The 12,612-nt window shown below is 63.6% G+C and carries 15 protein-coding genes and 1 tRNA gene; 4 read left to right on the plus strand and 12 right to left on the minus strand.

Annotated features, from left to right (window positions below):
- The 6 genes from ACKAMS_RS30945 to ACKAMS_RS30970 form a co-directional block, all read right to left on the minus strand.
- On the minus strand, positions 1–392 hold a 392-nt coding region (locus ACKAMS_RS30945; RefSeq protein ID WP_408989984.1), incomplete at its 3' end, for a hypothetical protein.
- 274 nt (positions 393–666) lie between these two features.
- Positions 667–742, minus strand: a tRNA-Ala gene (locus tag ACKAMS_RS30950).
- A 116-nt stretch (positions 743–858) separates the two neighbouring features.
- Positions 859–1,593, minus strand: a complete 735-nt coding sequence (glpR, locus tag ACKAMS_RS30955) for a gephyrin-like molybdotransferase receptor GlpR (RefSeq protein ID WP_182260956.1) — start codon at positions 1,591–1,593, stop codon at positions 859–861.
- A gap of 267 nt (positions 1,594–1,860) precedes the next feature.
- On the minus strand, positions 1,861–2,496 hold the full coding sequence (locus ACKAMS_RS30960; protein WP_007727523.1) for a GNAT family N-acetyltransferase: 636 nt from the start codon (positions 2,494–2,496) through the stop codon (positions 1,861–1,863).
- A 21-nt stretch (positions 2,497–2,517) separates the two neighbouring features.
- On the minus strand, positions 2,518–3,777 hold the full coding sequence (gene glp / locus ACKAMS_RS30965; protein WP_408989985.1) for a gephyrin-like molybdotransferase Glp: 1,260 nt from the start codon (positions 3,775–3,777) through the stop codon (positions 2,518–2,520).
- A 125-nt stretch (positions 3,778–3,902) separates the two neighbouring features.
- Positions 3,903–4,814: a UTP--glucose-1-phosphate uridylyltransferase gene (locus ACKAMS_RS30970; RefSeq protein ID WP_019744725.1), complete on the minus strand. Its 912-nt coding sequence runs from the start codon at positions 4,812–4,814 to the stop codon at positions 3,903–3,905.
- Between the two features lie 59 nt (positions 4,815–4,873).
- Between ACKAMS_RS30970 and ACKAMS_RS30975 the strand changes: the two genes are divergently transcribed.
- From ACKAMS_RS30975 to mscL, 4 genes are all read left to right on the plus strand, one after another.
- The gene (locus tag ACKAMS_RS30975) at positions 4,874–5,452 is read left to right on the plus strand and encodes a 5-formyltetrahydrofolate cyclo-ligase (RefSeq protein ID WP_133727885.1); all 579 of its coding nucleotides are present in this window, start codon (positions 4,874–4,876) and stop codon (positions 5,450–5,452) included.
- Between the two features lie 111 nt (positions 5,453–5,563).
- A complete protein-coding gene (locus tag ACKAMS_RS30980; RefSeq protein WP_003946378.1) occupies positions 5,564–5,875 on the plus strand; it encodes an FmdB family zinc ribbon protein in 312 nt (103 codons plus the stop codon).
- Positions 5,876–5,952: 77 nt separating this feature from the next.
- On the plus strand, positions 5,953–6,699 hold the full coding sequence (locus ACKAMS_RS30985) for an SAF domain-containing protein (RefSeq protein WP_047888475.1): 747 nt from the start codon (positions 5,953–5,955) through the stop codon (positions 6,697–6,699).
- Between the two features lie 99 nt (positions 6,700–6,798).
- The gene (mscL, locus tag ACKAMS_RS30990) at positions 6,799–7,221 is read left to right on the plus strand and encodes a large conductance mechanosensitive channel protein MscL (protein WP_003946383.1); all 423 of its coding nucleotides are present in this window, start codon (positions 6,799–6,801) and stop codon (positions 7,219–7,221) included.
- A 59-nt stretch (positions 7,222–7,280) separates the two neighbouring features.
- On the opposite strand, the gene ACKAMS_RS30995 is transcribed toward mscL, so the two are convergent.
- The 6 genes from ACKAMS_RS30995 to ACKAMS_RS31020 form a co-directional block, all read right to left on the minus strand.
- Positions 7,281–7,457: a hypothetical protein gene (locus ACKAMS_RS30995; protein ID WP_020908628.1), complete on the minus strand. Its 177-nt coding sequence runs from the start codon at positions 7,455–7,457 to the stop codon at positions 7,281–7,283.
- Between the two features lie 6 nt (positions 7,458–7,463).
- Complete coding sequence (locus ACKAMS_RS31000) at positions 7,464–7,961, minus strand: molybdenum cofactor biosynthesis protein B (RefSeq protein WP_176720912.1); 498 nt, start codon at positions 7,959–7,961, stop codon at positions 7,464–7,466.
- Between the two features lie 80 nt (positions 7,962–8,041).
- A complete protein-coding gene (locus ACKAMS_RS31005; RefSeq protein WP_408989986.1) occupies positions 8,042–9,556 on the minus strand; it encodes a S1C family serine protease in 1,515 nt (504 codons plus the stop codon).
- A gap of 226 nt (positions 9,557–9,782) precedes the next feature.
- Positions 9,783–11,162 (minus strand): HAMP domain-containing sensor histidine kinase, encoded by a 1,380-nt coding sequence (locus ACKAMS_RS31010; protein WP_020908630.1) that lies wholly within the window; start codon positions 11,160–11,162, stop codon positions 9,783–9,785.
- A gap of 65 nt (positions 11,163–11,227) precedes the next feature.
- On the minus strand, positions 11,228–11,914 hold the full coding sequence (locus tag ACKAMS_RS31015; protein WP_003946387.1) for a response regulator transcription factor: 687 nt from the start codon (positions 11,912–11,914) through the stop codon (positions 11,228–11,230).
- Positions 11,915–11,984: 70 nt separating this feature from the next.
- Complete coding sequence (locus tag ACKAMS_RS31020; RefSeq protein ID WP_003946409.1) at positions 11,985–12,596, minus strand: trimeric intracellular cation channel family protein; 612 nt, start codon at positions 12,594–12,596, stop codon at positions 11,985–11,987.
- Positions 12,597–12,612 lie beyond the last annotated feature (16 nt).

Raw genomic sequence — 12,612 nt, forward strand, 5'->3', positions numbered from 1 at the left:
GTGGGCTCAGTCGTCGTCGTGGGCTCAGTCGTCGTCGTGGGCTCAGTCGTCGTGGTCGGCTCAGTCGTGGTCGGCGTCGGAATTACCGTTGTACCGCAGTTGTGATGGTGGCAATGCCAGCCGTAGTTGCCGTTGCCGTTGCCGTTGTTACCGCCACCGTTGTTGCCGTTGTTGCCGTTGTTGCCGTTGTTGCCGTTGTTGCCGTTGTTGCCGTTGTTATTGCCGCCGTTGTTGCCGTAGTTGCCGTTTCCGTTGCCATTGTTTCCACCGCCACTGTTGCCGCCAGGTTGGGCGGCGACGATGGCAGGGAAGACTGATACGGCAAGGACGCCGATACCCATCAGGCACATCACAGCAACAAGCATCATCGCTAGCCGTCGTGGCTGGCTCATCGACATTCCTCCCCGACACATACGTCCGACCTGCGGAAAACTGCGGCAGACTCATCGTGCCTATCGCACCGGACACACCCTCGTTACATTTCCGGCAAACATGTATCCGCCCAAGGATCATCCCTCACTTGGAAGCTCAACGGTCCGGATCAGCGGTCGCAATCGTATGAAACGGCGCACACTCGAGCTAAATCTTCACAATTCGGGCAGGCTCTGAAAATGCAGGAAAGGGCCGTTCAACTTTCGTTGAAAGACCCTTTTTGCTGGTACTTCTTGGTGGAGCTGAGGGGAATCGAACCCCTGACCTCTTCGATGCGAACGAAGCGCGCTACCAACTGCGCCACAGCCCCGTGCCACCGCCTCAGCGGTGCTCGGCAACTCTAACAGGAACGAATACTCCCGTTGGAATCACCCGACACGAACTTTCGGCCCGACAAGATCTGCCCAGAAGATCGACCGAGATAGGTCACTGACCGGACGCGCGACGCATCTCGGTGTGCCTGATCTCTTCTTCGTAGTGATCCAGGTGATCGAACGCCGGATCTTCGTCGTCGACCTCGAGGACAACCGCTCCTGGTCGGCGCAGTCGCGCCGGAATCAGGCGCAGCTCTTCGTCGGTGTGCGATTCGACTCCGAGTCGCGATCGGTTGAGGCGCTCGGTGCGACGACGGCGAATCTCCTGCTCGATCCGAACCTGCCGACGTAGGTACGCCATATACCCACCGAGGCCGCACACGGTCAGCACAAACAACCACCACACCATCGGCGAGATGATCAATGCGAGAGCACCCGAGAGAATCGCGACGAATGCCAGGCCCAACAATGTCCGCTGACGGAATGCGTACCGCGCCTCCCGGGCGATGGCATCCGCTTCGGGGTCGAATCCGCCTCGGCCGCGCCGAACGGGAACAAATTCTCCGACCGGTGCACGACCGCCGGCGTAGTCGTCTTCTGCGTGAGTGTCCATCTGGTCCTCCGCGTCGTAGCTGCTGCGCACTGGTTCTGGTTGCCAGTTCGGATCGCTTCGATGTCCTGCTGCCGGCCCGCGCTGAACAGGGTTGCTGTCGCCGCGGTGGAGTACTCGAGTCGCGAGCGCCGCGTCACTCGTCTGCCGGATCCTGGGGCGCTTGTTGACAAGCATCGGCACCAGGACGAACAGCCACACGGCCACCAGCCCGATCCACACGAATGAGCTAGGCATGCCGCGGCCTCCTCCCGATCACCTACCAGCACCTATGCCAGCCGTTGACGAGTCAAGGTTAACGGCCGACGCCCTCGCATCGTTGCCGACGCGCCGAACCCCACCATACTCATGTGTCACACGCGTACCGAACTGAACTTCCGGTTCAGTCCCAAAAGTCTCAAGTTCTGGTTGAATCAAAAACCACATTTTTCCGGCCGAAAGTAGGACTACTCAGCGGTAACTGCCGTTTAGCTCGCGTTTCTCACGCTCGTGGCGCCGTATTGGTCACACCCACGAAGCGCGTCCGGACCGCACCAATCTGTCGACGACGGTGGTGGGTACTTCCTCGATGGTCATTCCGACCAGAAGATGATCACGCCATTGGCCGTCGACATCGAGATAGCGCTTGAGAAGACCTTCCTCCCGGAACCCAACGTTTCGTAGGACTGCGCGACTCGACGCGTTCTCCGGCCGAACGGTCGCCTCCACTCGATGCAGACCGACCTTCGAGAATGCGTGATCGAGTGTGAGCGCCACGGCCGCTGTGGCTACGCCCCCGCCGGTGACGTGCGAGGCGACCCAGTAGCCCACCCAGGCGGACCGCAGAGCGCCGCGCACGACATTTCCGATGGTGACCTGCCCGCAGTACTTCCCGTCGAGTTCGATCACCAAGGGAAGGATCCTGCCCTTGCGCGCCTCGGAGCGAAGGTTCCCGCACAGGGACGGCCAGACAGTGATGTGGTGGCGAGCATCCCAGGGCGACTCTCCGGTGGGCTCCCACGGCTCCAGGTGCTCGCGATCGCGAATGCGGAGGCGACTCCACACAGCAGCGTCACGGAGCTTCACGGGGCGGACGGTCACCACTCCCGCGGGCACTCGCAGTGGGCCGAGATCTTCCGGCCATCCTGGATGGACTGACATCACACCCCACTCGGGTCGGCGTTACCCACGTTGGGCGAGAAAAGCTACGTCGACTTCTTCACCGATGTGCACTTCGGTGACGTCTCGATCGACAAGAACCAAGCAATTGGCTTCCGCCAAGGTCGCGAGGAGATGTGAGGACGCACCGGGCGCACCCCCGAGTGCCTGCACCAGATACTCCCCCGTCGCTTCGTCACGCATCAGCTGACCACGCAGGAAACCCTTGCGATCGGCAATCGACGTGATCGTTCCCACCGTGCGCGCCTTCACTATTCGCCGCATCGGTTGGCGGCGTCCGAGCGCGATTCTGATCAGCGGGCGAACCATGACTTCGAATACCACCAGTGCGCTGACCGGGTTGGACGGTAGGAGAAAGGTCGGAACCTCGTCTCGTCCCAGCTTGCCGAAGCCCTGCACTGATCCCGGATGCATGGCAACGCGCTCCACCTCGAGTGTCCCCAGGTCGGCAAGCGCCTCACGAACCTCGTCGGACGCTCCGCCGCCCACGGCACCGGCGATGACAACGATTTCCGAGCGAATCAGCTGTCCCTCGACTACTTCGCGAAGACGGCGCGAGTCGTTGCCTGCGATTCCCACACGGTTGACGTCGGCGCCGGCATCGCGCGCTGCGGCGGCGAGGGCATACGAATTGACGTCGTAGACCTGACCAGGCCCCGGCGTGCGATCCACGTCGACAAGTTCTCCACCGACGCTGATGACGGAGAGACGCGGACGCGGATGGACGAGCACTTTGTCGCGACCGACCGCGGCAAGCAAACCGACCTGCGCGGCTCCGATGATGGTGCCTGCCCGAACGGCCACGTCGCCCGGCTGGACGTCGTCGCCTGCACGGCGAACGTAATCGCCCGAACGCACCGGCTCGAAGATCCGAACGCGAGCGCGACCACCGTCGGTGTTCTCGAGCGGAAGAACTGCGTCGGCCAGCGTGGGCAACGGCGCGCCCGTGTCGACTCGAACGGCCTGACGCGGTTGCAACCGGATCGGTTGGCGTGAGCCCGCCGTCACCTCGCCGACCACCGGCAAGCTGAGGTCCGTAGGCTCGCCGTCCTCGCCGCGGAGGTCGGCTCCAGCGCCGGCGACATCGACACTGCGAACCGCGTAACCGTCGATGGCAGCTTGATCGAATCCCGGCAATGGGCGTTCGGTCACCACTTCCTCGGCACACAGCAGTCCCTGCGCCTCCGAGATGGCGACCCGAACCGGACGGGGTGCCACTGCAGCAGCGGTAACCCTGGTCTGCTGCTCCTCAACCGACCGCATCTGGTCCGCGTCCTCCTGTGTCTGGAAATTCGGTGATATCCGTCAGCTCATGATGCCTTGCCTTCGAAAAGGGACAAGCACATTGATACTGCGTTATCGGGCGATCAACCACCGTGGCGACACGCTCAGCGGTCGAGCCGATCCGCGAGCCACTTACGCAAGGACGGACCGTAATCGTCGCTGTCGAGTGCCAGGTCAACCGAAGCGCGGAGGTACCCGCCGGGGTTGCCCAGGTCATGACGCGTTCCGCGGTGCACCACCACGTGAACCGGATGACCCTCGGAAATCAGGAGAGCGATGGCGTCGGTGAGTTGCAACTCACCGCCGGCTCCCGGCTTGATGCGGCGAAGTGCGTCGAAGATCGCACGATCGAGCAGATAGCGACCCGCAGCGGCAAAGGTCGACGGCGCGTCTTCCACAGCCGGCTTCTCGACCATGCCGACGACCTTGAGGACGTCGGGATTGACCGCGTCGGGAACGATCTCGACGTCGAAGACGCCGTAAGCGCTCACTGCGTCCTTGGGAACGTCGATTGCACAGAGAACGGACCCGCCGCGCTTGGCCCGAACTCGCGCCATGATCTCCAGGACGCCACGCGGGAGTACGAGATCATCGGGCAGAAGGACCGCGATGGCATCTTCGTCGTCGTCGAGAACCGACTCGACGCAACCGACTGCGTGCCCGAGGCCGAGGGGCTGCTCCTGAATCACGGAATCGACTTCGAGCAAACCCGGCGCTTTGCGCACCTTTGCCAGGGCAGCAAGTTTTCCGCTCGCTTCCAGCTTGCTTTCGAGCACGAGATCCTCGACGAAGTGCGCAACCACTCCATCTTTGCCCGGGGACGTCACGATGACGAGCCGCTCGGCTCCCGAGTCCGCAGCTTCACCCGCCACCAGTTCGATACCCGGTGTGTCCACGACCGGCAGCAATTCTTTCGGAACCGTCTTGGTGGCAGGCAGGAAACGCGTACCAAGTCCGGCTGCGGGAACCACGGCCGTACGGAAGGCCCTCGTGCTGCTAGCGACAACGTCTGTCATGCCAACACCTTAGCCGCCGCTTGTTACCGCTCGGTCAGCACGACGAATATCGTTGCGGGGTGACACCTCAGACAAAAGCACAATGGCGACAAATCGCACTCGCAGCACGTGATGCAGTCTCCGAGCACACTCGAAATACGGAAACTGCGGCGTTGATCACGCACATACGTTCAGTGATTGTCGACGGCTCAACCGTCTGTGCGTACGTCCCCACCCGCACCGAACCAGGTTCCACCGACTTGCTCGACGCCGTTGCCGAGATCGCGCAGCGTGTACTACTTCCGATCACCGGAGAACCCGGACCGTTGTCCTGGGTTCAATACAGCGGTGCCGACGGTTTGCGCCCCGCGAAGTACGGCATTCGGGAGCCCGCCGGACCCGTCCTACCACCGGAAACCCTGTCCGACGTGGAATGCATGCTGATCCCTGCTCTCGCGGTGGATCTTCGTGGAACACGCCTCGGCCGCGGCGCAGGCTTCTACGACCGGACGCTCGGGTCGGTCGGACCGCAGACTCGGCTCGTGGCAATTGTCAGAGACTCCGAACTCGTCGAGATCTTGCCGGCCGACGACCACGACATTCCGATGGGCTGGGCATTGACGCCGAGCGGCGGCCTCACGCGGCTCCAGGGCGATTGATCTGCGGGAATAGATCCCTGATTAGCGCTGTTGGCACTGTCACTTGTAGAGTGCTAAAGGCTGCGGTGTAAATACGCGGCTGCTCGAACATCACAGTGCGGAGGAAGCCCGGTGCCCACCTACTCATACGCATGTACGGAATGTGACAACCGTTTCGACATCGTCCAGTCCTTCAGCGAAGATTCGCTGACGGTCTGCCCAGCTTGCTCAGGCAAGCTCCGCAAGCTGTTCAACTCTGTTGGCATCGTGTTCAAGGGCAGCGGCTTCTACCGCACCGACAGCCGCGGCGGCTCCGGGACTGCGAGCGAGCCCGCCAAGAGTGATTCGGCACCCGCTGCGAAGTCCGAGTCCAAGTCGGACTCCTCTTCGACATCGAGTTCGTCGACCAGCACGCCGGCGCCCGCGAAGGCTGCCGCAAGCTGATTTCCACAACCTCCGGGTTGTCCACAGTTTCACATCGTTAGGGCCGGAAGCACCGCTTCCGGCCCTAACGTGCATGAATGCCGTCAGCACGTTCTCGCTCGCCGAGGCGCTCCGATCCACTGCGCGCCCAGCTCGATCTCACCCCGAGCACCTTCGATCGCGTCGTCGAACTGACGCGCGGCACTCGGTTCCGCACGGCGACAGTCCGCAAGATCGCAGCCGTTGCCCTGGCAGCACTCGGCGTCGTTCTCTTCTTCCGAGGCGATCCCGCGACCGATACCGTCGCTGCAGTTGTCTCGAGTCGCGATCTCACTCCCGGACAGGTGATCGCGGATTCGGATGTCGAGATCCGAGAGATCGACTCGAAACAGCTTCCCGAAGGAGTTGTCTCCGATACCGACCTGGTAGTCGGGAGAACCGTTGCCGGCCCGATTCGCTCCGGAGAAACCGTCACCGACGTGCGCGTTCTCAGCCCACGGCTGGCCGGGTTGTCGGTAGGAACCGACGACGCCCGTATCGTCCCCGTTCGATTGGCCGATGCAGCCGTCGCGGACATGTTGCGCAGCGGGGATGTCGTCGACGTCCTGACCGTCGGCCCTGACACATCCCGCACTGACACATCCCGCCCCGACACACCCAACGAATCAATTGCCGACCAGGCCCCGCAGATTCTTGCGGCGGGAGCAGTAGTCGCGCTGGTCACCACGTCGGAAAGTACACGTAACCAGCAGGAACAGGTGATTCTGTTGGCTCTGCCGACACCGGCAGCCAACGTCGTTGCCGCGGCATCCCTGTCCAATGCGATCACCGTGACATTCCGCTGACCGCACAAAGCGTCCGAAGCTCCTCTAGGATTTTTCCAGTCGGTTCGGTATCAACGAACCATCTGGCACTTGCCATCGGAGACTCGAGGGGACACCGACATGCTCAAGGGATTCAAGGATTTCCTGCTTCGCGGAAACGTGCTCGACCTGGCCGTCGCCGTTGTCGTCGGCGCAGCCTTCACCGCCATCGTCACGGCATTCACCAGTAACATCATCAATCCACTCATCGCCGCAATCGGCGGTTCAAACGAGTTGGGCTGGGGTGTCGAAATCATCTCAGGCAACCCCGAGACATTCTTGAACATCGGCGCCGTGGTCACCGCGATCATCAACTTCATCATCATCGCGGCGGTCGTCTACTTCGTGCTGATCGTTCCCGCGAATGCGGCAAAGAAGAAGTTCGTCTCCGAGCCTGAGGACAAGGAAGCCAGCGAAACCGATCTGCTCATCCAGATCCGCGACATCCTCTCCGCCAACGGAAGCGGCGCCGACACGGGAGCTCACGCCAAGACGCTCGAATAGGCAGCGCTCACAGAACAAATCAGGCCCTCGGACATTTGTCCGAGGGCCTGATTTACTTCTCAACCGCCGTGGTGCGGGGGCCGCTGACTGCGCAGCCAGTCGTCGTCCGAGGATCGCGAGGAACCTTCAGGCCCCCGCTCGTCCGACGTCGTCTCGGGAAAGACGTCCCCGAAGATGTGCGCCAGGCGCTTCTTGTCGACTGGCGGCTTCTTCGGCGTATCTGGTTGCTCCGACAAGCTGACTCAGCCCTCGAGGCTGGACAGCTCGGCGATGACGTGACTCGCCAAAGCCGTCAGGGTTGCCATGCCGTCGCGAATTGCCGGCCTGGTCGACGCCAGATTGGCGACCACGGTGCTTCCCGAAACCCCGACGAGGCCGCGGGACAAGCCTGCTTCGAGCGATCCGGCCGACAGACCGGAAGCGCGAAGTGCTTCGGCAATTCCCGGGATCTCGCGATCGAGAACCTCTGCGGTCACGTCGGGAGTGACGTCACGCGGGGATACCCCGGTACCGCCGACCGAGATCACGAGGTCGACGCCACCGATGACTGCGGTGTTGAGAGCGTTGCGGATCTCCACTTCGTCGGCGGCGACGGCGACCGTCGCATCGACGAGAAAACCCGCTTCGTTCAGCAGTTCCGTAACCAGTGGACCGATGGAGTCGGTGTTGTCGCCGTGGGCTGTGCGATCGTCGACGATGACGACCAGAGCGCGGCCGGCCGATGTGGCTTCGAGTTCCATGACACCTACCGTAGTGTCCGATCCCGACGCCGTTGCGATCTGGCCGAAGATCGGGTCGATCGTCTGCTGATCGCCGAACATCATCGGCCGCCCTGCGCTGCCGCGGTTCCCAACGTGACGTCGACGGTCTTGGTCTGCCCGCCGTCGCTGTACGTGATCGAAACCTTGTCGCCGGGAGCATGTGAACGCACTGCCGCGATCAGCGAATCACCATCTGCGACAACACGATCGTCGACTTTGGTGATGACTGCACCCTTCGGGATACCGGCCTTGGCGGCCGGCCCGTCAGCAGTGACATCCATGACGGTTGCGCCGTCGGCGTTGTCCTGCGACGGTACGGTCACGCCGATCATGGCTTGAGTCGCCTTGCCGGTCTTGATCAGTTCGTCGGCGACGCGGCGTGCCTGATCGATCGGGATGGCGAACCCGAGGCCGATGGAACCGCCCTGGGTACCCGACGAGGCTCCGAGCGAGGCGATCGCCGTGTTGATGCCGATCAGCTGGCCGTCCATGTTGACGAGGGCGCCGCCGGAGTTGCCGGGGTTGATCGCTGCGTCGGTCTGCAGAGCGTCGATGACGGTGTTCTGGTTGCCGGACTCGCCGCTCGTGGACACCGGGCGATCGAGTGCGGAGATGATGCCTTCGGTGACCGTGCCGGCAAGGCCGAGCGGGGACCCGACGGCCACAACCTGCTGTCCGACCTGAACGTCGCCGGAGTTCCCGAGATCGATGGGGGTGAGGTCGTTGCGGCCGTCGACCTTGATGACGGCGATGTCCGAGACGGGATCGGCACCGACAAGGGTGGCCGAGGCCTTGGTTCCGTCGGAGAACGCGACGCGAAGTTGCGCTCCCTGAGCACCGGCAACGTGGTTGTTGGTCAGGATCAGACCGTCGGAGGACAGGATGACACCGGAACCCTCACCGCCCTGTCCCTGCGCGGTGGCCACCTCGATCTGCACGACGCTCGGCACCACCTTCGAGGCAACGGCCTGAACCGAGCCGGCGGGAGCGTTGGACGTGTTGGTCGCAGTGGGCTTCGGAGCGTTCAGAGAGTTGGTGACCGTCGCGGTTCCACCGTTGCGGTCCGCGACGACGGCACCGACCACGCCACCGACACCACCACTGACCAGGACCAGGGCGAGAGCGCCGGCAACCAGCGCCATGCGTCCCGACTTCGGCTTTGTGGTGGTCGAACCGGAGTTCGGCCCCTGTAGCGGTGCGGGGATCTGGTTGTGGCCGCCCGGGCCGTTCGGACCGCCGGGGCCACCAGGGTTGGGTGCGCCGTACGGGGCGCTCTGCTGGTACGCGGCCTCATGGGCACCGTGCGGGTGGCCGAAAGCCTGCGTGGGCTGCTGCGGCGCCTGCCCGAAGGCTTCGGTGGGTCGGCCTTCGGTGGGTCGGCCTTCGGTGGGTCGGCCTTCAGTGGGTCGGGCAAAGGATTCGGTCGGCTGGTACGGCTGCTGAGGCGCCTGCCCCTGAGGCTGCTGCGGCGGCACGGGAGGCTGCGCCTGAGGTGCTGTCGGCTGCGCTTGGGTGGTGGGCTCGCTGTTGGGCTGCTCGGGCCGGGTCGGCCCGACGTTACGGTCCTCGGTCATCGGCTCGCTTTCGTCTACGGTGACCACCGGACGGGCAGTCACAACTGTTCTGCCGACAATGCTGCCTTGCGCTGCTGAGAAGGCGCTGAGACGTGCCTGTCACTTTACCCAGAGTTCGACGTGAAAATCCGGTGTTGTCGGCTCGGCCCGAAAGACTCTCGGGCCGAACGCATTAACTCGTGACGTCAGTCACCGAAGCACGGGACCAACGGGTCTACAGAACACGCTACTCGGCGCTCGGCCCTGGTTCGCCGGGAAGCACGATACGAACAAGCGCTCCCCCACGATCGGATTCGTCGATCGCGATGGTGCCGCCGTGCTTGACGACGACCTGACGCACAATCGCAAGTCCCAGACCCGATCCCGGCATCGAACGTGCCGCGGTCGACCGGTAGAAACGATCGAACACCAACTCCCGATCCTCCTCCGGAATGCCAGGCCCCGCATCACTTACGGTCAATTCCAACAATCCTTGGCCGACCGGACGCATTTCGACGCGTACCTGTTCGCCCTTCGGACTCCATTTCGCAGCGTTGTCGAGGACGTTCAGCACCGCACGCGACAGGCCCGCCTGATCTCCGTAGACGTACCACGGAGTGGTGACCGCTTCGAACTCGATTTCGTTGCGCCTGCGCCGCGCTCGTTCGAGCGCACGCTCGACGACGTCGCTGACGTCTACGCGCTCGTACACGGTTTCGGGCGCGTCTTCGCGGGCCAGATCGACAAGGTCACCTACCAGAGTCGACAGTTCCTCGATCTGCGCGACGACGTCGGCACGAAGTTCCGCCATGTCCTCGTCGGGAATCTGCGGCGCACCGGGGCGACTGGACGCGATCAGCAATTCCATGTTGGTACGCAACGAAGTCAACGGTGTGCGCAACTCGTGTCCGGCGTCCGCGACGAGGCGCGACTGACGCTCACGGGACTCGGCGAGCGCCCGCAGCATCGTGTTGAAACTCTCTGTCAGGCGCGCTAATTCGTCGCTGCCGGTAACGGGGATCTGCGTCAGATCGTCGGTCCGTGCAACGCGTTCGGTGGCGGCAGTCAGCCTGGCGATGGGCCGTAAACCGGTGCGGCCCACGGTAGTACCCGCCACCGCAGCAAGTATGACGCCACACCCGCCGACCACGAAGAGCACCCAGGCCAGTCGGTCCAGTACTGCAACGGTCGGCGCGAGCCGCTGACCGATCACCAAAGTGCTTCCGTCATGGGTTCGTTGAGCAAGCACTCGCTGACCGTCGACGGTTCGCAGCGAAGAATCCGATTCGCCACGCGCTACGGCATCTTCGGCTTCACCGATCGGCACGTCGGAACCGGGCGGCTGGTACGTGCTCAGGTCCGAGAAGATCAGGGCCACACTGATGTCGGTGGTGTACAGCGTCGCACCGGAGATGTAGCGAGGATCGAATCGCACGACATTGCTGTCGATGAGCACCGCCGCCCTGGTACGCAACTGGTGATCGACGTCCGCGTAGAGCGCACGCGAAACCACCGCGTACGCCGCGATCGCCATGACTGCGACGGCAATGGCCACCACCGACGCAGCGAGGAGCGTCACACGCCAACGCAATGACACCGAACGGGTCAGTGGCATCGGCGGGCGCATTTCGACGGACGCTTGGGTGGTGGAGGATTTCTTCGGTTCGGCGTTCTTGCCGAACGGAGCGGTGATCACGGAGGCGTCTCCCGCAGGACGTAGCCGACTCCGCGGACGGTGTGGATCAACCTCGGTTCGCCGTCGGCTTCCGTCTTGCGACGCAGGTAGCCGACGTACACCTCGAGCGCATTGCCGGACGTCGGGAAGTCGTACCCCCACACCTCTTCGAGAATGCGTCCACGGGTGAGCACGCGACGCGGGTTGGCCATGAGCATTTCGAGGAGGGAGAACTCGGTGCGGGTCAGGCTGATCGATCGCTCTCCGCGCTTGACCTCACGGGTGACCGGGTCGAGGGTGAGGTCCTCGAAGGCCATCATTTCGGAATCGGCGTCCAGATCGGGCGCGGTGCGACGCAGTAGTGCACGCAACCTGGCAAGCAACTCTTCCAAAGCGAAGGGCTTGGGCAGGTAGTCGTCCGCTCCGGCATCGAGGCCGGCGACTCGCTCGCTGACCGAATCGCGGGCGGTGAGCACGAGGATGGGCAGGTCGTCGCCGGCACTGCGAAGACGACGGCACACTTCGAGTCCGTCGAGTCGCGGCATCATGACGTCGAGCACGACGGCGTCCGGCCGGTTGGCGAGGATCTTCTCGAGTGCGTCGAGCCCGTCGACCGCGAGCTCGACCGTGTAGCCGTTGAAGCTGAGCGACCGCCGAAGCGACTCGCGAACCGCCCGGTCGTCGTCGACCACCAAAATACGCATACCGACAGTTTGGACTGAAGTGCTGAGATGCGGCTGAGAGGGTCCGATTCCGGCCTCCGGCGTGTCGCGGTCAGTCCCGGGTTCGCCTGGGCCCGGGCAGGCTCCAATGACGCCATAACGCAAGCAGTCTGAACACCGCGGCGAACGCCGTGCCGCACACCAGCGCGGCGTTGGTGGACAGTCCGGCTTGCGAGACTGTGACCACCAACGCAGCGCCGAGCAGTGCGGGAACCGCGTACAGGTCTTTGTGCAGGAGCAGCGGTACCTCGTTGACGAGGACGTCGCGGATCACTCCGCCGCCGATCGCCGCGGTCGCACCGATCAACGTCGCCGCCAGCGAACTGGCGTTGTTGTCCAGCGCGATGACGGCGCCGGTACTCGCGAACAAGCCCATCCCCAGCGCGTCGAGCGCCAGGATTTCACGACGCAGTCGATTGAGCGGCTCGTGTAGGTAGAACACGGCGAGTGAGGTGGCGGCGGCCGTTCCGAAGTACGGCCAACTGCTCAGCGAGCTGGGCGGATGGACGCCGAGGAGGACGTCGCGGACGATACCGCCGCCGATGCCGGTGAACACACCCACCGAGCACACCCCGAAGATGTCGAGTCGCTTGGTGACGCCCACCAAGGCACCCGAGGCCGCGAACGCCACGATGCCCACCAGTTCGAGGATCCTCAGCAGCACCGGCCAAGGATCGCAC

Origin of the sequence: Rhodococcus sp. 5A-K4 (assembly GCF_046097995.1) — a bacterium.
In the GTDB taxonomy this organism is placed as follows: domain Bacteria; phylum Actinomycetota; class Actinomycetes; order Mycobacteriales; family Mycobacteriaceae; genus Rhodococcus_F; species Rhodococcus_F erythropolis.

Excerpts from the sequence above, each read along its gene's own strand:
- ACKAMS_RS31000 (WP_176720912.1), bottom strand. The coding sequence starts at position 7,961 with ATGGAACTCGAAGCCACATCGGCCGGCCGCGCTCTGGTCGTCATCGTC.
- ACKAMS_RS30970 (WP_019744725.1), bottom strand. The coding sequence starts at position 4,814 with ATGACAGACGTTGTCGCTAGCAGCACGAGGGCCTTCCGTACGGCCGTG.
- glpR (WP_182260956.1), bottom strand. The coding sequence starts at position 1,593 with ATGCCTAGCTCATTCGTGTGGATCGGGCTGGTGGCCGTGTGGCTGTTC.
- ACKAMS_RS31005 (WP_408989986.1), bottom strand. The coding sequence starts at position 9,556 with ATGACCGAGGACCGTAACGTCGGGCCGACCCGGCCCGAGCAGCCCAAC.
- glp (WP_408989985.1), bottom strand. The coding sequence starts at position 3,777 with ATGCGGTCGGTTGAGGAGCAGCAGACCAGGGTTACCGCTGCTGCAGTG.
- ACKAMS_RS30960 (WP_007727523.1), bottom strand. The coding sequence starts at position 2,496 with ATGTCAGTCCATCCAGGATGGCCGGAAGATCTCGGCCCACTGCGAGTG.
- ACKAMS_RS31015 (WP_003946387.1), bottom strand. The coding sequence starts at position 11,914 with ATGCGTATTTTGGTGGTCGACGACGACCGGGCGGTTCGCGAGTCGCTT.
- mscL (WP_003946383.1), top strand. The coding sequence starts at position 6,799 with ATGCTCAAGGGATTCAAGGATTTCCTGCTTCGCGGAAACGTGCTCGAC.
- ACKAMS_RS31010 (WP_020908630.1), bottom strand. The coding sequence starts at position 11,162 with ATGCGCCCGCCGATGCCACTGACCCGTTCGGTGTCATTGCGTTGGCGT.
- ACKAMS_RS30985 (WP_047888475.1), top strand. The coding sequence starts at position 5,953 with ATGCCGTCAGCACGTTCTCGCTCGCCGAGGCGCTCCGATCCACTGCGC.